Origin of the sequence: Stieleria maiorica (assembly GCF_008035925.1) — a bacterium.
Lineage (GTDB): Bacteria > Planctomycetota > Planctomycetia > Pirellulales > Pirellulaceae > Stieleria > Stieleria maiorica.
Genome location: NZ_CP036264.1, coordinates 5,480,344 through 5,496,839 on the forward strand (window position 1 = coordinate 5,480,344; position 16,496 = coordinate 5,496,839).

The 16,496-nt window shown below is 60.6% G+C and carries 13 protein-coding genes; 10 read left to right on the forward strand and 3 right to left on the reverse strand.

Features of this window, described 5'->3' with window-relative positions; all coding sequences use genetic code 11:
• Window positions 1-58: 58 nt before the first annotated feature.
• Window positions 59-922 carry a ParA family protein gene (locus tag Mal15_RS18625; RefSeq protein WP_147869154.1) on the reverse strand — a complete coding sequence of 288 codons (864 nt, stop codon included), beginning with the start codon at window positions 920-922 and terminating at the stop codon, window positions 59-61.
• Window positions 923-1,014: 92 nt separating this feature from the next.
• The gene (locus tag Mal15_RS18630; protein WP_147869155.1) at window positions 1,015-1,398 is read right to left on the reverse strand and encodes a hypothetical protein; all 384 of its coding nucleotides are present in this window, start codon (window positions 1,396-1,398) and stop codon (window positions 1,015-1,017) included.
• A 403-nt stretch (window positions 1,399-1,801) separates the two neighbouring features.
• On the opposite strand from Mal15_RS18630, the gene Mal15_RS18635 reads away from it, so the two are divergent.
• From Mal15_RS18635 to Mal15_RS18645, 3 genes are read left to right on the forward strand one after another with little or no spacing between them, the layout of a single operon-like run.
• Complete coding sequence (locus Mal15_RS18635) at window positions 1,802-5,728, forward strand: S1 RNA-binding domain-containing protein (RefSeq protein ID WP_147869156.1); 3,927 nt, start codon at window positions 1,802-1,804, stop codon at window positions 5,726-5,728.
• Window positions 5,725-6,216: a hypothetical protein gene (locus Mal15_RS18640; RefSeq protein ID WP_147869157.1), complete on the forward strand. Its 492-nt coding sequence runs from the start codon at window positions 5,725-5,727 to the stop codon at window positions 6,214-6,216. The genes Mal15_RS18635 and Mal15_RS18640 overlap by 4 nt, the downstream gene beginning before the upstream one ends.
• Window positions 6,217-6,241: 25 nt before the next feature.
• On the forward strand, window positions 6,242-6,610 hold the full coding sequence (locus Mal15_RS18645) for a VOC family protein (RefSeq protein ID WP_147869158.1): 369 nt from the start codon (window positions 6,242-6,244) through the stop codon (window positions 6,608-6,610).
• Window positions 6,611-6,777: 167 nt separating this feature from the next.
• On the opposite strand, the gene Mal15_RS18650 is transcribed toward Mal15_RS18645, so the two are convergent.
• Window positions 6,778-7,485: an ankyrin repeat domain-containing protein gene (locus Mal15_RS18650; RefSeq protein WP_147869159.1), complete on the reverse strand. Its 708-nt coding sequence runs from the start codon at window positions 7,483-7,485 to the stop codon at window positions 6,778-6,780.
• A 141-nt stretch (window positions 7,486-7,626) separates the two neighbouring features.
• Here Mal15_RS18650 and Mal15_RS18655 point away from each other — a divergent pair, with 141 nt between their 5' ends.
• The 7 genes from Mal15_RS18655 to Mal15_RS18685 all read left to right on the forward strand — a co-directional run bounded on the left by Mal15_RS18655 (window position 7,627) and on the right by Mal15_RS18685 (window position 16,459).
• Window positions 7,627-8,016 carry a hypothetical protein gene (locus Mal15_RS18655; protein ID WP_147869160.1) on the forward strand — a complete coding sequence of 130 codons (390 nt, stop codon included), beginning with the start codon at window positions 7,627-7,629 and terminating at the stop codon, window positions 8,014-8,016.
• Window positions 8,017-8,229: 213 nt separating this feature from the next.
• On the forward strand, window positions 8,230-8,445 hold the full coding sequence (locus Mal15_RS18660; RefSeq protein WP_147869161.1) for a DUF4827 domain-containing protein: 216 nt from the start codon (window positions 8,230-8,232) through the stop codon (window positions 8,443-8,445).
• Window positions 8,446-8,561: 116 nt separating this feature from the next.
• Entirely contained in the window at window positions 8,562-9,332 is a 771-nt protein-coding gene (locus Mal15_RS18665) for an ABC transporter ATP-binding protein (protein WP_147869162.1), read from the forward strand.
• Window positions 9,325-10,986, forward strand: coding sequence for a putative ABC exporter domain-containing protein (locus Mal15_RS18670; RefSeq protein WP_147869163.1), 1,662 nt, complete (start codon window positions 9,325-9,327; stop codon window positions 10,984-10,986). Before Mal15_RS18665 ends, Mal15_RS18670 begins: the two co-directional genes overlap by 8 nt.
• A 187-nt stretch (window positions 10,987-11,173) precedes the next feature.
• Window positions 11,174-13,366 carry a peptidase domain-containing ABC transporter gene (locus Mal15_RS18675; RefSeq protein WP_147869164.1) on the forward strand — a complete coding sequence of 731 codons (2,193 nt, stop codon included), beginning with the start codon at window positions 11,174-11,176 and terminating at the stop codon, window positions 13,364-13,366.
• Window positions 13,367-13,391: 25 nt separating this feature from the next.
• Complete coding sequence (locus Mal15_RS18680) at window positions 13,392-14,735, forward strand: HlyD family secretion protein (protein WP_147869165.1); 1,344 nt, start codon at window positions 13,392-13,394, stop codon at window positions 14,733-14,735.
• Between the two features lie 26 nt (window positions 14,736-14,761).
• Window positions 14,762-16,459, forward strand: a complete 1,698-nt coding sequence (locus tag Mal15_RS18685) for a TolC family protein (protein ID WP_233902874.1) — start codon at window positions 14,762-14,764, stop codon at window positions 16,457-16,459.
• Window positions 16,460-16,496 lie beyond the last annotated feature (37 nt).

Consider the following 16,496-nt stretch of genomic DNA (forward strand, 5'->3'; position numbering starts at 1 on the left):
GAGCAAGTGGCGCAGCAGATTCACTCGCTTGCGTTTCGGGCTTGCAGGAGCTGCCAATTCAGGCGGCGATGCGTTGCTCGACCGCTGCGTTGTGCTGCTGGACAACCGCAACAGGTTCTTCGGCGGAACCGTTTTGCTCTTGCGCGATGACTTCTTCGGCCAGGGCCTGGTAGTCGATCGAGCCGTTGCTTTGGGGAGCGTATTGGAAGATCGATTGTCCGAAACTGGGCGCCTCGGCCAGCCGCACGTTGCGGCGGATCCGCGTTTCAAAGAACTTGGCCCCGCGGAAGAACTCGCGTCCGCCCTTGGTCGCCTGGAAGAACTCGTCGATATCGGTGCTGACTTCGGCCGCCAATCGGGTGTTGGAGTCGTACATGCAGAGCATGACGCCGGACAGTCGCAGTTGGTCGTTCAAGCGACGCGAGACGACTTCGATGGTCCGCAACAGTTTGCTCAGGCCGTGGAGGGCGAGAAAGTGTGGCTGGAGCGGCAGAAAGACTTCGTTGACGGCGACCAGAGCGTTGACCGTCAGTACACCCAAACTGGGCGGGCAGTCCAAGATCAAGTAGTCGTATTCGTCGGGGTCGTCGTCCAATTTGTCGCGGAGGATCATCTCTCGTCCGACTTCGCCGGCCAATTCCAATTCCGCCGCTGCCAAATCAAGGTTGGACGGCACCACGCACAGGTTGTCGTTCACCTGTCGCTTGGCCTCGGCGATCGTCGCATCGCTACAGAGGATTTCGTACATGCTGGGCTGGTCATCGACCGCGGTGATGCCGAGGTGTAGCGAGGCGTGGGCCTGGGGATCCAGGTCCATGACGCAAACGCGGCGTCCGGACTGGGCCAGAGCCGCCGAAAGGTTCACCGAACTGGTGGTTTTTCCAACCCCGCCTTTTTGGTTGATCACAGCGATGGAGCGCATGGGTACATTTCCTTCGGAATCGATTCGCTCCGTGGGGGAGCGACGTTTGGGGAGGTGAATACGCCGGAGCCGAGGCGATTGATCGGAAGCGATCAGGCCGCGACTCTGGGAGTCAGGTTGGGGCCGTCTTGCCCCGTGCTTTCCTGTTGAAACTTTTCAAAGGCCAGCAACACTTCGTGCAGGTCCGCATCGATCACGACGACGTCATCCGCAAAATCGTCCAGCCAGGCGCTGTTGCAGCGATGGGCACTGAGCAGCAACCGGGTGAGCAGTTTTATTGGGACGGAACGGGTCTTTTTGGGGCCGGTGCCCGCAATCTGGTCCAGTTCCCTGAGCCAGCGGGGATCCGATCGGGTCGGTGTGTCGCAATCTGACGGATCGTCTTCGGACCAAACTCTCCATCCCGCCTGCAATCGCTGATCAAAGTTGCTCATCAATTTCTTTTGGTCGATCGAAATCCAAAGTTCAGTATCCAAAGCACAATATCCAAAGCACAGTGGCGTCGGTCATCCGACGGGTGTGCGTTAACGGTATCGACTTTGACGGCTGGGCAAGTAAAGGCGAAATGATCGATTTTGCCGGTTATCCCAGTTTCACGCCGATCGGCGGTTGACTCATTCGTCGGGTCCCTCAGTTGACAGGCAGGGCCTGTGGCGCTATTCTCGCGCGGCGAAAGCTGGGGGGAGCACGCTGTTTATTGGTGCGTTCCACCCGCCTCGCCCCACGTGGGGATTTTCCCGCCGCGAACGTCGACACCCGAACCCGAGGGATGGTTGGCAACGCGGCACACCAACGATTCCTGGATCGCCGCCCGCCTTGGTGCGTTGTTTGCACCGCCGGCCAGAGTGGCGTCCGGACCAACACCGAGACCGACTGATCATGGCTGTCGATCTAGAAGCGATCGCCCGACGCGGGCGATGCGATGCATCGAGTCTGAAACTTGCCCTGCCGTTGATTGAGCAGGGCTATGAAGCTCCTTTCTTGGCGCGGTACCGCCGCGATGAACTCGGCGGGCTGGACGAAGCGACGCTGTGGGGTCTGAAGGCGGCCTTGGACGCCGAGAAATCGCTGGCAGAGTACCGCGATGAGCTTCACCAGATGTGGCAAGCGACGCCGCTGGCGGATCCGGCGATCGGTGATGCGATCCGCAAAAGCGGCTCCAATCGCACGCTGCAGCGGCTGGCAAAACGACTGCGACAAGAAACCACCGCAGGCGTCGAGAGTGACGCCAACCGGCTGGCCGTGCGGATGCTCAATCCCCAAAAGGGCGATCCTGCCGATGCCGCCGCCGTCGCCGAGACGATGGAATCGGTCTCCGATGCCGCCGCTGCCGTCGAGGGACTGGGCAAGGCGATTCCCGGTCGATTGGCCGGTGATCCTCGGGTGATCAGCGCCGCGGTTCGCTGGCTGAGCCGAAACGCGAAACTTCACATCTCCGATGTGCATGATCCACACATCGCCGCGGCCGAACAAAACCAAGCCGACGCCGAGGGCAAGCAGAGCGAGCCGAAATCGAACAAGCCGGATGAAAAGACGGACGGAGCGAAACCGGCAGCGGCGGCAGATGTGACGGCGGAGCAAGAAACACCGCAAGCCGAACCGGCAACCGATGCAGCACCGGCGGCGGTGACCGAGACGCCGGCTGCAACGCCCGCGGCACCGGACGAAAATGCGGTCGCTTCAGAACAGGCGGCCGAATCACCCGCGGCAGAATCACCTGCGGCCGGAGACACGCCGGGCGAAGCCGACGCGACCGACCAAGGGCCAGCGGAAACGTCGACCGAGACAAAATCGCAACCGCCCGCCGAGGCCGAAGGCAGTGCCGCCGGCACTCAACCGGCCGAAGGGGATCAGCCCGAAGCGAAGGCGGACGGTGAGTCCAACGCCGCGCCCGCGACGGCCGGTGCGGATGCCGACGCCGACCTGCCGGGTTTCAAACCGGATCCGGAAGAACAGGAAAAACCGGCGGCGAAGAAATCGAAAGGGAAATCCGCGGCTCCTAAGAAACAGAAAAAGATTTCCCCGCGTCAACGTCGACGCCGCTGGCTGGTCAGCGTCCTGAAACCGCTGGAAGGCAAGCGGATGCCGGCGACCAAGCTGAGCGCGTTTCAGATCGTCATGCTCGGCCGAGCCCTCCGCAGCCAAGTCGCCGTGTGCGCGTTCGAATACGACGCGGCCAAGTTGGTCGGTGAAATCAAACGTGCCGTGATCAGCCTGAACCCGGGGATCGAATCGATCTTGGGTGACGTCGTGATGCAGCATGAAGCCGACATTCGCGAGGCCGCCGAGGCGGCGTGGTGGGATGAGCTTCACGAACGTGCGTCGACACGGTTGGTCGGTGTCGTCGCCGACCATTTGCGACGCCAGGTCAACCGCGGCCCGGTCGACGCCAAGGTTGTGATGTCGATCGATGCCGTCGGGCCCAAGACCGCCGCGACGGCGATCGTTTCGGCCGACGGACGCGTGCTGCACGGTGAAGATTTGCCGTGTCAGTTGTCGGGAAATGTGCGCGGCCAAACCGTCGCCAAGATGGGCGAATTGATCCACCAACACCACGTCGACTTGGTGATCGTCAGCAACGGGCCCGCGCGGCGTGCCTGCCTGATCGCCCTGGGTGATTTGATCGCACAAAGTCCTGACCACACGGTCCGTTGGACCGTCGCCGATCGCTCGGGCGCCGACACCTATGCCAGCAGCGATGTGGCCAATTCCGAAATGCGATCGACGCCGCGGCGTTTCCGTGCCGCGGCCTGGATCGCGTTCTCCGTCATGCATCCCGCCCAGGCCTATGCCAAAGTCGATCCGTTGCGATTGCGACTGGCATCGTTCCAAAGCGAATTGTCTGAAGACGCCTTGGCGATTTCGCTGGGGCACATCATGTCCAGTGGCGCATCGCGTGGCGGCGTGGACAGCAACGCCGCTCCACTGGGCTGGTTGCAGCAGTTGCCCGGCATGAACCCCACGGTGGCTCAATCGCTGATCACCCGCCGCGAACAACAATTGCTGAGTTCGCGACAGGAACTGTTGTCGCTTGAAGGCTGGGAATCGAACGTGCAGTCGCGTCAGGCGCTGCCGTTTTTGCGGGTCTTTGAGAGCGACGAGGTGCTCGACGGAACACTGATTCACCCCGACGATTACGCGCTGGCTAAAAAGCTTGCCAACGCACTCGAGATCGAACTGCCTCCGCCGGCACCGCCCGGGTACGAAGCACCCAGCTACGAAAAACTGGCCGACATCGCCGAACCCAAGCTGGTCGATGCGACGACGCCCGCCCAGCCGGCTCCGGTCGAAGATTTCGACCACGCCGGTGAAAAGGCCGGTGAGTTTAAGATCGGCGACGAGGCGACAGCCGGCAGTGACGAAGCGAGTGCTCCGGAACAAAGCGGTGACTCCGAAGGCGGAAAGCCTGACGCGCCCGAGGATTCACCCGAGGATTCAACCGAGGCCGCCGCCCAGTCGGCACCATCGGACAATGTCAGCGAAATTGCCGCGACCGACGGAGCCACCGAAGCGTCCGCAGAGGATGCGGAGGCAACGGCAAGCGAATCCGATTCGTCGGTGAGTCCTGAAGCAACGAGCGAGACACCAGAGGCGAAGGAATCCGAAGCCCAAGAATCGACAAGCACCGACGCAGCGGCGGCGGTGCCCGAGCCGGTTCGGCGGCCGCTGCCCGAACGCGCCAAAATCGACAAGTGCATCAAGGAGTGGCAAGTCGGACGCCATCGCGTCAACCAAGTGGTCCGATGGCTGTGCGACCCCTTCGGCGAAACCGCAATCAGCAACGATCCTCCCGGCGTGTTGGACACGATGCCCACGCTAAAAACACTCAACCCCGGCGACCAAGTGGTCGGCGTCGTGGTCGGAGTGATGAGCTTTGGCGTATTCGTCGAACTGGCCCCGGATTGCAGCGGTCTGATTCATGTCAGCCGGCTGAGTGACGGATACGTCGAAGATCTGAACGAAGCCATTCAAGTCGGCGATGTGGTCACCGCTTGGGTCACGGGCATCGACGAAAAACGACGCCGCGTCGGTTTGAGTGCCCTGTCGCCGCAACAAGAGGAACAGCTGGAAAAGGAACGCCAAAATCGCGAATCCTCCGGTGGCCGTGGCGGGTACCGCCGCGATAGCCGGTCCGGTGCCGGACCGGGTCGGGGACAAGGACGCGGCCAGGGACGTCAAGGCGGCGGACGCATTTCCGCCGGTCAAGGTCAACCCGCCGGCCAAGCACAGCCCGCTGGTCGCGGCGATCAAGCCCAAGGAGGGCAGGGTCGTGGGGGCGGTCAAGGTCGCGGTGGCCAGGGCCGCGGCGGACAGGGACGTGGCGGACAGGGACGTGGCGGACAGGGACGTGGCGGACAGGGAGGGCGTGGTGGACAGGGACGCGGAGGCCAGGGAGGTCGTGGCGGACGCGGACGTGATTCGCGGAAACCACGGCAACCGGAATCCTATCGTGTCGTCGCCAAACCCGAAGCGAAACCGATCAGCGACGCGATGCAGAAAGGCGATGAACCGCTGCGTTCGTTCGGCGATCTGATGCAATTCTATTCCAAACAGGAAGAAACGCCCGCGGCAAAAGAGTCCCAAGGCAAGCCTGAGAAGTCTCAACCCGAGCAGCAGAAGCCTGAGCCCGCCAAACCGACCGAGAACGCACCGCCATCCCAGCCGGCCGCCGTCGAAACGGCCGTTGCCAGCGAGTCAGCGTGCAACGATGCAATGGGCAACGATGCAATGGGCAACGATGCAATGGGCAACAATGCAGTGGGCAAGGACTCGGCTCCGGAAAAACCAACGGAGGCGTCGGAATGAGCGATGACTTTCAGTCGCGTTTGGAATCGGCGATTCAGCGGGGCCAACGGCGACGCGATCATTCGGCCAGCGAAGCGAAACGTAAGGAGCTGACCGAAGAAGAACTCAAACGGCTGCACACCTCCTACCGCCTGTCGCTGTCCGAACGCATCGAAGCGAAGATGCGCAGCGTTATCGACGCGTTCCCCGGTTTCCGCCAGGAATCACTGTTCGGCGAAATCGGCTGGGGATCGGCCTGTTATCGCGATGACCTGAGGATCAAGAACGGGCGTCGATCCAACACATACAGCCGCTTCGAAATGGTGATCCGCCCCTACAGCGACCTGCGGGTGCTGGATTTGAAAGGCAAGGCGACTGTGGAAAACGGCGAGATTTTTAACCGGTCGCTGTTCCGCGATATCGCCGACGTCGACGTCCAGGAGTTCGAAGAGGTGATCGACGCGTGGACGATTGAATACGCCGAGCAATATGCAGCGAAGTCGGTTTAACAAGTTTCAAGTTTCAAGTTTCAAGTTGAAAGTCCATCAGCTGAATCATGTCGCGTTGCACGTCGCCGATGTTCCGGCCAGTGTCGCGTTCTATCGGGATGTTCTGTGCTTGCCTCCGATGGATCGCCCCGCGTTTGATTTCCCCGGCGCATGGTTTCGCTTGGGGGTCGACCAAGAACTTCACTTGATCGGCGACCGTGACTTGCCGGTGCATTCGGGACACCGAGGCACCCATTTGGCCTTGGTCGTCGACGATCTCGATGCCTGGGAAAAACACCTCGACGCCAACGACGCGAATCGGTTGCCCCGCCGCATCCGCCCCGACGGCGCCCAACAAACCTTCGTCCAAGACCCCGACGGGCACTGGATCGAACTCTGCGTCCCGGCGAACTGAGTTTCAGGTTTCAAGTTTCAGGTTTTTCATCGTTCCCAGGCTCCGCCTGGGGACGCAAATTTCCAGAGGCTCCACCTCTTGCGGCACGCTGCGTGTGTGGCGGGAGCCACGTCTTCAGCGTGTTCCAAGGCCGAGCCCAGGAACGAGACTGACTGCCAACTCGTCACTCACTGTTCCAACCGTTGGGCGATTTTGACGTGGCCGTTTTGGCGTGCGAAATAGGCGGCGGATTCGCCGTCGATGTCCACCATGTCTTTTTTGGCGCCACGTGTTAGCAGGACTTCGACGACTTCGGCTTGTCCTTCGGCGGCGGCCATCATCAATGCGGTCCAGTGTTCGCCGTTGTCGACGGCGTTGATTTCTGCACCGGCGTCCAGCAGGATTTCGACCGTGGTGGGGGCTGGACCACTGGCGGCGTGAATCAGGGGTGTCTTTCCGGTCCGATCACGCGAATCGACCGTTGCGCCATTGGCGATCAGCAACGTGACGACGTCGTCGTGACCGTTGTAGGCGGCCATAGCCAGCGGGGTCAGCCCATTGGCATCGGCCTCGTTGATGTCCATGCCGCTCTCGAGACAAAGCTGGACGACGCGGAGCTTGCCATCGTGTGCCGCCATCCGAAACGCCTCGGGGCTGTAAAGCGCATCCGCCGCGGTTTCCGGCGTTGCATCGGTCCCAGGATCGGAGCTGCTGAGCGACTGAGATTCGGCGGCGTCTGATTCGCCCCCGGCCTCGGCGGCTGCCGCTTCGGCGGTTGCTGGGCCTTGGTCGGTTGAATCTGCGTTTTCCGATCCGCAACCGGATGCCAACAACAGCGTCACAACACAGAGCGGCAGGGCCAGAACACGGGAAATCAGGATCGAACGGATGGGCATGATTGGCTGCTGAAAACGGGCGTGGATGGAGTCGTGACCGGCTGTGTCAACGCTCCCGCGATCCTATTTGCAGGACAGCGGGGGCGAAAACGCCGCGGCCTGCTGGCAGTATCTCACATTTCTTCACGGAGGAGCGATCCGATGGCAAAGTTTTACGTTCAGTGTGGGCAAACGGATTTGGTGCTTTCCAGCGACGCGGCAGAATCGGCGGCGCTGGCGATGATCGATCGGATCCTTGGTCCCCACATGTGGATTTATGATGACCCGGACCTGAGCGAATTGGAATGCCGCCAACACTTGATGCTGGAAGCGTTGATGCATCTGCCGACGGAAATCAGCGTCAGCGAACAAGGTTTTGACCGCATCGACGCCCGCAAGTTTCCGGTGCCGGAAACGATTCACACCTGGCACGCGTTGATGGTCGGCATGCGACGGTTGTTTCGCCAGGCCGGGCTGGACCGCAGCGTCGCGGTACTGGCCGGGGCGTGTGCGATCGATCATGCGGTGTCCACACCTCGACGGCCGCGATAGTAGATTGTCAATCCGTTGGTATTTAGCCTTTAGGCGATACCGAGTCGCTGTTACGCAGCGACAGTGGGCGGCTAAAGCCTGGACACCAACATGTAGGACTGCTCGCACGGCCGGTATCGGCGTGCTACCTTGGCGGATGTCGTGTCGATCGCTTGTTTCCCCCCGAGATCGACGTTGCATCCTTTACACCTAGCGAGACTGCGGAGTCATCACGTGCAGCAGGTCAAAATATTCAAGTCCGTCGACACCGAACTGGATGATTTGGAAAAGCAGATCAACCGGTTCATCCGAAAGAACAACATTCGCGTGTTGTCGATCTCGGGCAATCATTCGGCGGCTCTGGCGACCGGGGCGAGTTCGATGAACACCTTTTCCGGCGGAGACGTGACCGTGATCATGCTGTTCGAAATCGAATCGCCGGGCCGCTAAGGGCGGGGCCGGCGGGTGCGGGGCCGGCGGGTGCGGGGCCGGCGGGTGCGGGGCCGGCGGGTGACAAGGCATTTGCATCCCCACAGCCATCTTCTTGAAATCCGAGTCGGCAAGCCGTGATCGAAGTCGAAGCTTTTGTCAAACGCTATGGTGATTTCGTCGCGGTTGCGGGTGCATCGTTTGCGGTTCCCGCCGGTTCAGTCGCCGCCTTGGTCGGCCCCAACGGTGCCGGCAAAACGACCACGATCCGGACGTTATGTGGCATCCTGCGTCCAACCGCCGGACGATTGAGCGTTGCCGGTGCGGACTTGACCAGCGATCCGCTATTGGTCAAGCAGCGAACCGCTTATGTCCCCGACGACCCGCCCCTTTTCGATACATTGACGGTCTGGGAACACCTGCAGTTCATCGCTTCGGCGTACCGATTGGCCGACTGGCAACGCGACGGCGACGGATTGCTGAGCCGTTTCAGTTTGAGTGACAAAAAAAACACGCTGGCATCGGAATTGTCGCGGGGGATGCGTCAAAAGGTGGCGATCGCGTGTGCGTATTTGCGTTCACCTGACGTTTTGCTGTTGGATGAACCGATGACGGGGCTGGATCCGCCGAGCATCCGTATCCTGAAAGATTCGATTCGTGAACAGTCACGGCGTGGCGCGACGGTGCTGGTCAGTTCGCACTTACTATCGCTGGTCGATGATTTATGCGATTTCCTGGTCTTGATTTGCCAGGGGAGTGTCTTGTTCAGCGGCCCGCTGGATGAGGCCCGCACCCAATTCGGCGGTGCAAGCCGGTCCCTGGAAGAAGTCTTTTTCCGGCTGACCGGACAGGCCGAACCAGAGGCGAACGACGTCACGAACGGTGAACGGGCAAATCGCGATGATTGACCCCGCGTTGACGCGATTGATGCAGATGCTGTCACGAGCGGCGTTTCGTCAAGCTTGGCGGCTGGTCAAACGGCCTTCGGGGGCGTTCTTTGCGGTGTTCATGCTGGGCATGGTTGGGTTCGGAATGATGCCCACCGTGATGATGATATTGACGGCCGATCAACCCACGCCATCGGCGTTTGCCCGTGTGATTGCCGACTCCATCCCGGTGCTGATGTACATTGCCGCAGCAGCGATGGTGACGACGAATTCCGGCGAAGCGTTGCTGGAATTGAAACCGGCCGAATTGCAATTCGTTCTTGCCGGACCGTTCACCAATTCGCACATCCTGTCCTACCGTCTGTTGACGTTGGCTTTCGGTTGGCTGCCGATCAGCGGTTTTTTTGCCGTGTTCATGCTGCCGCACTTGGGCAGTTTTCTGGGCGGGTTCCTGGGCATCAGCTCGGGCGGAATCTTGATCACGATGCTGGCATTTCAATACACGTTGCTCAAACCGCGGCTCTCGCCCGGTGTCTTGCGAGCGATCCGATTGGCGGCGTTGACCAGCGTCGCGGTGATTGTGATCGAAGCCGCCGGTCGGGTGATCGCGGTTGAAGAATCGTATTCGATCACGGTGGTCTCTCGTGCCATCAACGGTGGCCCGGCAGCATGGGGACTGTCGTTGCCGTTTCGCCCGTTTGCCACCGTGATGACAAGTGACCTAGGGATTGAATTGCTGGTCGGGCAATTGATCGGTCTGGGGCTGATCACCGGGGTCACGGTCAGTTGCTATCGAACCAACCGTGGATTTTCGGAGCTTGCCGTTGAAGGCGTCGCGCGACGTCAGAAGAAACTTGAGCGCATCCGCGGTGGCAACGTCTACGGGATTTCGACGCGAAAGGCAGAACGGTCTCAAATGCTGCCGGCATTCGGGTGGTTCGGCGGTGTCGGACCGGTGGCATGGTCGCAGATCACGTCGGCGATCCGGCGCACCGGACGGCTGGTCCCGGGAATCATCGTTTTGGGCATCGTGGCTGCGATTACCGCAGCAGCCGTCTTGCAGATCTTTCCCGACACGATTCCCGACGCAGGGCGAACCTATGCGGTTCCGATCGCCTTGGGCGCGTCGGCCTATGTCGGCTTCCTGCTCTCGATCACCTCCCAAACCGGTTTCGCCGCGAGCGCTCGCCTGTTGACGTGGTATCAAACGTTGCCCATCCGTCCGATGGCGATCGCGGCGGGAATGGTCAGCGGGTCGGCGACGTTGTTGATCGCGATTCAGATCGCGTTTTGTTTGCCCGCTCTGGTGATCAGTACCCAGAGTGTCGTGGCGTCTCTCTCGATCCTGTTTGCCGGAGTCGCCTTCAGCCTGGCATTTGCCACAATGACAAACTTCATCGCAGCGGTCACGGGATTGCGGCCGATGCCAAGCGGGACCCCCGACGTCTTCCAGGGGGCACGTGCGTTGGTCTTCATGATGATCCTAGGTCTGTCTATGACGCCGATCCTGCTGCTGGCGGTCGGATCCGCGGCCGTTGCCGGTGCCTTGTTCGGGTTTTCTTGGACGTACTGTTCGATCGCCGCAGGATTGGCGATGCTGGCGTGGTTGCCGGCCTTGTGGTGGTTTTCGGGAATGAGATTTGTGCACCACGAGCCTGTCGGCGACACCGCATAACGTCGACGGGGCTATGCCCGGAACAATTGCTCTTTCTTGGCAGGTGGTCTTGGTAAACGGCTTGTCAAAAAACAAGAATGGACCGTACAGTTGTCCCAAGTTTTTTCGGGTGGTTTTTGTTGGGGTCTGCCGCCCCGCGGAGTGACCTGGATCCTGCTGTCGTTTCGATTCCCACTGAGCCATCGACATGTCACCACCGGGTGAAAGTAACGCCCCGCAATTGGAACACCCCGAGAGTGATCCCCGCCGATCGTCGTCTGGTCGCGGGAACGAGGCGTGGAGAGCCGAAAGTGCCGCTCGGGCGCCGACCGTCAATGTCGTGGAAAAGACGGTTGCGGCGCTGGTGATCGCGCTGGATGTCCAGCCGAGCAAACAGCCGATCGCATTCACCGTGCTGCCGCATGACCCGGAAGACCCGTTTCGCCCCTTGATTCAAGCGGCCGAAAACGCCGGGATCGTGCTCCGCGAGACCCCGTTTCGCAGTGCCGGCGAAGCGTTTGCGGCGGTCCAGCACGGATACGCGCTGGTGTTCGCCCTGAGAGGCGGAAAGATGTTGGTGTTGGAGGGGCCCGAGGGGCGCCGGGTGACCGCATCGATCATCGGGAACAGCACCGAGCATTACAGCCTGAGCAAGTCGGAACTGATCGAACGACTGGGAGACGTGGAGTCGGTGAGGATGTTGGTCGCCAAGAAGGAATTGGAATGCGAGACGCTCTCGAGAAGCGACACGGCGGCGGAGAGCGATGGGAACGGATCCCCCCCCAGCCCGGTGCAGCGCTTCGTCGCGTTATTGGACATGGACCGGCGCGACCTGGGATTGGTGGTCTTGTTTGCCGGCGTGGCCGGGGTGTTGGGATTGGCCACACCGCTGGTCGTGGAAGGGCTGGTCAACGTCGTCAGTTGGGGAACGTATTTCCAACCCTTGGTGGTCTTGGCGGGCATGTTGCTGACGTGCCTGGGGATCGCAGGCGTTTTAAAAGTGTTGCAGACCTGGGTGGTGGAAATCATCCAGCGCCGCCAGTTCGTGCGGATCGTCAGCGATCTGTCGCACCGATTTCCGCGTGCCAATCAAGCGTCGCTGCGGGGCAAGTATCCGCGAGAGTTTGCCAACCGCGTCTTCGACATCATGACGATCCAGAAGGCGACCGCGGTGCTGTTGCTGGACGGCGTGACGGTGATTTTGACGACGGCACTGGGACTGTTTCTGCTCGCGTTCTACCATCCGTTCCTGCTGGGATTCGACCTGGTCCTGGTCTTTGCCATGGTCTTTTTCACCTGGCTGTTGGGCCGCAACGGCATTCAAACGGCGATCAAGGAATCGAAGACCAAGTATGAAGTCGCGCATTGGCTGCAGGACGTCATCGCCATGCCGTCGGCGTTCAAGACCGGTGGCGGCGAGCGGTTGGCGATCCTGCGCGCCAACCAACTGACGACCGAGTACATCCAAGCCCGCAAGAAACAGTTCGGCGTCGTGATTCGGCAGGTGATCTTCGCCGTCGGGCTGCAAGTTGTCGCCTCCACCGTCTTGCTGGGATTGGGGGGATGGTTGGTGATCAACGGCCAGCTCACGCTGGGACAGTTGGTCGCCAGCGAGTTGGTCGTCACGGTGGTGGTCGGCGCGTTCGCCAAAGCGGGTAAATCGCTGGAGAAGTTCTACGACATGATGGCCGGGATCGATAAAGTCGGAAACCTGTTGGACATTCCGCCGGATCCGCGGACGGAAATCGGCACGATCCCCGACGGACCAGCCCAGGTTAGCTGGAGCGATCTGGCGTTTCACTCGGTGACGCACCGCTCTCGCGTCCCCGAAGCCGATGTGGCGGCGGGATCGCGTTTGGCCGTGATCGGTGATGACCAGGCCGGCAAAGATCGTTTCGCGAGATCGCTTGCCGGATTGATGGATCCCAACGCGGGGGTGATCCAAGTCGCGGGGTTCGACGCCATGGAAGCGGCCATCGCCAACCCGGGCGAATTGGTCGGCTATGCCGGTGAGCCCGAGTTGTTCTACGGTTCGATTGTCGAAAATGTCAGCCTGGGACGACCCAATGTCTCACCCAATCGCGTGCGTCAGGTCCTCACCGCGGTCGACTTGCTCGAATTGGTGCTTTCGCTTCCCGACGGACTGAACACTAAAATACAGACCGGTGGTTACCCGCTGACCCGGGAACAGCAGGTGCGACTGGTGATTGCGCGTGCCATCGCGCCGCGTCCCCGATTGGTCGTTATCAACGGATTGCTGGACGAAGTGAGCCGCCAGTACCGCGATTTGATTTGGAACAACATCACCGGCCCCGAAGCGAATCGGACGCTGATCGTGTTCACCAATCGAGACGAAGTCGCCGACCTTTGTGACGGCCAGATTTCGTTGCACTTGAGCTAACGCTACGCCCTATCGCATCACTGCCATGATTGAAACCGAACCCTCCGTCGACGATTTTCCGGCGCTGCAGATGGTACGCACCGGACGGATCGTTCGCATCGTCGGCCGGATCACGTTTATCACCCTGGTCCTGTCGATCATTTCGATGGTGTTTGTCCCCTGGCGTCAAACCGCGCGGGGCACCGGAACCGTGTTGGCGCTCGACCCCCAGCAACGGCCCCAGCCGATGCTCAGCCAATCCAAAGGGGTCGTCAGCTACGTCAAGCCGGGGCTGCGCGAAGGAAGCTATGTCGAAGAGGGCGAGTTGCTGTTGCAGATGACGCCGTTTGCGGTCGACGGAGTCGCCCAGATCGACACCCAGATCATCGCGCTCGAATCCAAGCTGCAAGCGGAAAACGCAAGTTTGGAGGTGGCGAAAACGAACGCCCAGTTGCAACTTCAATCCGGCGAGTCGCTGGAGAAAGCGCTGCAGCAAGACTACAAGGCGGCCCGGCAAAAGTGGGAACAGGCAAAAAACGAAGTCACCGCGCTGAGAGCCGAACTGCGCGACAAGATCAATCAGTTGCAGGTCGCCGAGGACGTCTTTCCACAAGGCCTGATCTCGCGCGAAGAGCTGTTTTCCAAACGCCAGTCGGTCGATGCCCAAGAAGCCAAGGTGCTTAAGGCCGAAAACGCCGAACAGGAAGTCTATGCGGCGCTGCTAGCGAAAGAAGAAGAAATCGAAGCGAAAAAGCAGGAGATCCGGATCAAGAACCAGGAAGCCAACGACAAGATCAACGCGGCAACCGGCAAGGTCAACACGGTCCAGAAAGAGATCTCGGACTTGAGGAACAAACGCAGCGAGTTGGATCGGCTGGAGATCCGGGCGCCTCGTTCTGGATACATCCAACAGTGGAACGGCGTGACCGGCAGCGACACGATCAAGGAGGGTGACCAACTGTTCGTGATCGTCCCCGATGCAGACGAGTTGGCGGTGGAATTAAAAGTCAGCGGCAACGACATGCCACTGATTCAGGAAGGCGACCGGGTGCGATTGCAGTTTGAGGGCTGGCCGGCCGTCCAATTTGTCGGCTGGCCTTCGGTCGCGGTCGGCACCTTCGGCGGTAAAGTCAACCGAGTTTTCCCAACCGACGACGGGATGGGATACTTTCGCGTGATCGTCACCCCAGACAATCATTTTCCGCGGGAGGACGGTTGGCCGGATGACCGATACCTTCGTCAAGGCGTGCGCGCCAACGGATGGGTTTTGCTGAAACGAGTTCCTCTCGGTTATGAGATATGGCGTCAATTGAACGGATTCCCCCCGGTCGTGGCAGACGACGAGCCCAAAAGCGGGAAAACCGCCAAGGTCAAACTGCCCAAGGCCTGATAGCGGTCGCTCGGACCGGCCGCAGGTTGGGGACGCGATTGACGCTGGGAGCGCTGTTGTGGATCGCTGGCACCGCGGAAACCAATGCCCAGCAGTTGTTCGGCGAACAACTCGGCAGCGAGGACCAACGCTCCTTTGCCGAGTTCCTGGCGATGGTCCAAGACGAATCGCAGCCACCGGCGGTGAATGATGCCCCCGCCACCGATGCCAACGGGCCCCCGGATGCAACCGAGGTTCAACCATCCGATCGCCAAGCTGTCGTCGGCCCCGACGAATCGTTGAAGCTGGCCGATGTGATCGCCAGTCTGTACCGTGCGTACCCGGACATCCAGCGCGCCCGACAACTGCGACCGCTTGCCGGCGGAGAGCTGCTGTCGGCCTACGGGGCTTACGACACCAAGTTCGACGCCCATTCCCTTTCCGAGCCGACGGGTTTTTACGAGAACTATCGCAGCGGTTTGGGGCTGGCGAGACAGACGTGGTGGGGCGGCTATTTGAAGGCGGGCTACCGCATCGGCCGCGGCTTCTATCAACCGTGGTACAAAGAACGTCAAACCGATGATGCCGGCGAGTTCAAGATCGGCGTCGCCCAGCCACTCTTGCAAGGTCGCGCGATCGACCCGCAACGTGTCGCCGTGTTCCAGGCATCGCTGCAACAACAGGCCGCGGGGCCACAATTCCAAGCTGCAATCCTAGAGACGTCCAGTGATGCGATCTCCTTGTATTGGGAGTGGGTCGCCGCCGGAGCGGTGTTGAAAGCTCAGCAAGAACTGCTGGAGCTGGCGGTCAAGCGCGGCAAGCAATTCGAAGCCGGTGTCAAAGCCGGAAAGTTCGCCACGGTCAACTTGGTCCTCAACCAACAACTGATCGCCGAGCGAAGCGCACTTCGGTTGAAAGCAGAACAGAAGTTCCAAGCGGCCTCGCTGAAGTTGGGGCTGTACCTGCGAAACGAAGCGGGACAACCGCTTGTTCCGTCAAAGAATTGGTTGCCGACGCGGTTCCCACGGATTCAGCCGCAACGTGAATTCGACTTCAACGCCGATCTGGCCGCTGCCTTGGGGCGTCGGCCCGAACCACAGATCCTGCAATATGAACTGCGTCAGGTTCAATGGGACCGCCGCTTGGCGTGCAACGAGATGTTGCCCCGATTTGACTTTGTGACCGAAGCGTCGCAAGACATGGGCGAGCCGGCGACCAAGTCGGACGACAAAGGCGAATTCGAACTGATGATCGGATTTCAAAGCGAAGTCCCGATTCAGCGGCGCAAGGCGCGCGGAAAGATCCAATCCACATCGGCAAAAATCATCCAGATCAACGAAAAGCTGCGATTGGTGCGAGACAAGATCGCGACCGACCTGCAGATCGCACAGAACCAATTGATGCTGGCCGAACAGATCGTCCAGCAGAGCGAATTGTCGCTGCGAGCGGCGCTGGACACGTTGGCTCGCTACCAGAAAGGATTTGAAAAAGGCTACATCGACCTGATCTACTTGAACCTGTTGGAAACCAAAGCCAACGAGACCGAGATCAAACTGGTCGAAGCCCAACGCGATTGGTTCACCGCGCTGGGGGCATTACAGATCTCGCTGGGCCTGGACCCGCTCGATCAAGCAGTCGTGGTCTCGTCGCTGCCGGCCAGCGAAATGCCCGGCCCGGGCAACCTGCCCGAGGTGGACGAGATCGACGACCAGCAGATCGACCAGGATTTCCAGCCGGCCGAGTGAGGCGAACTCGGCTCGAAGGAAAAGAACAACGGTAGAT

Bases quoted from the DNA above. Each gene is read 5' to 3' on its own strand.
- Mal15_RS18625 (WP_147869154.1), bottom strand. From the start codon at position 922: ATGCGCTCCATCGCTGTGATCAACCAAAAAGGCGGGGTTGGAAAAACC.
- Mal15_RS18635 (WP_147869156.1), top strand. From the start codon at position 1,802: ATGGCTGTCGATCTAGAAGCGATCGCCCGACGCGGGCGATGCGATGCA.
- Mal15_RS18640 (WP_147869157.1), top strand. From the start codon at position 5,725: ATGAGCGATGACTTTCAGTCGCGTTTGGAATCGGCGATTCAGCGGGGC.
- Mal15_RS18650 (WP_147869159.1), bottom strand. From the start codon at position 7,485: ATGCCCATCCGTTCGATCCTGATTTCCCGTGTTCTGGCCCTGCCGCTC.
- Mal15_RS18655 (WP_147869160.1), top strand. From the start codon at position 7,627: ATGGCAAAGTTTTACGTTCAGTGTGGGCAAACGGATTTGGTGCTTTCC.
- Mal15_RS18670 (WP_147869163.1), top strand. From the start codon at position 9,325: ATGATTGACCCCGCGTTGACGCGATTGATGCAGATGCTGTCACGAGCG.
- Mal15_RS18675 (WP_147869164.1), top strand. From the start codon at position 11,174: ATGTCACCACCGGGTGAAAGTAACGCCCCGCAATTGGAACACCCCGAG.
- Mal15_RS18680 (WP_147869165.1), top strand. From the start codon at position 13,392: ATGATTGAAACCGAACCCTCCGTCGACGATTTTCCGGCGCTGCAGATG.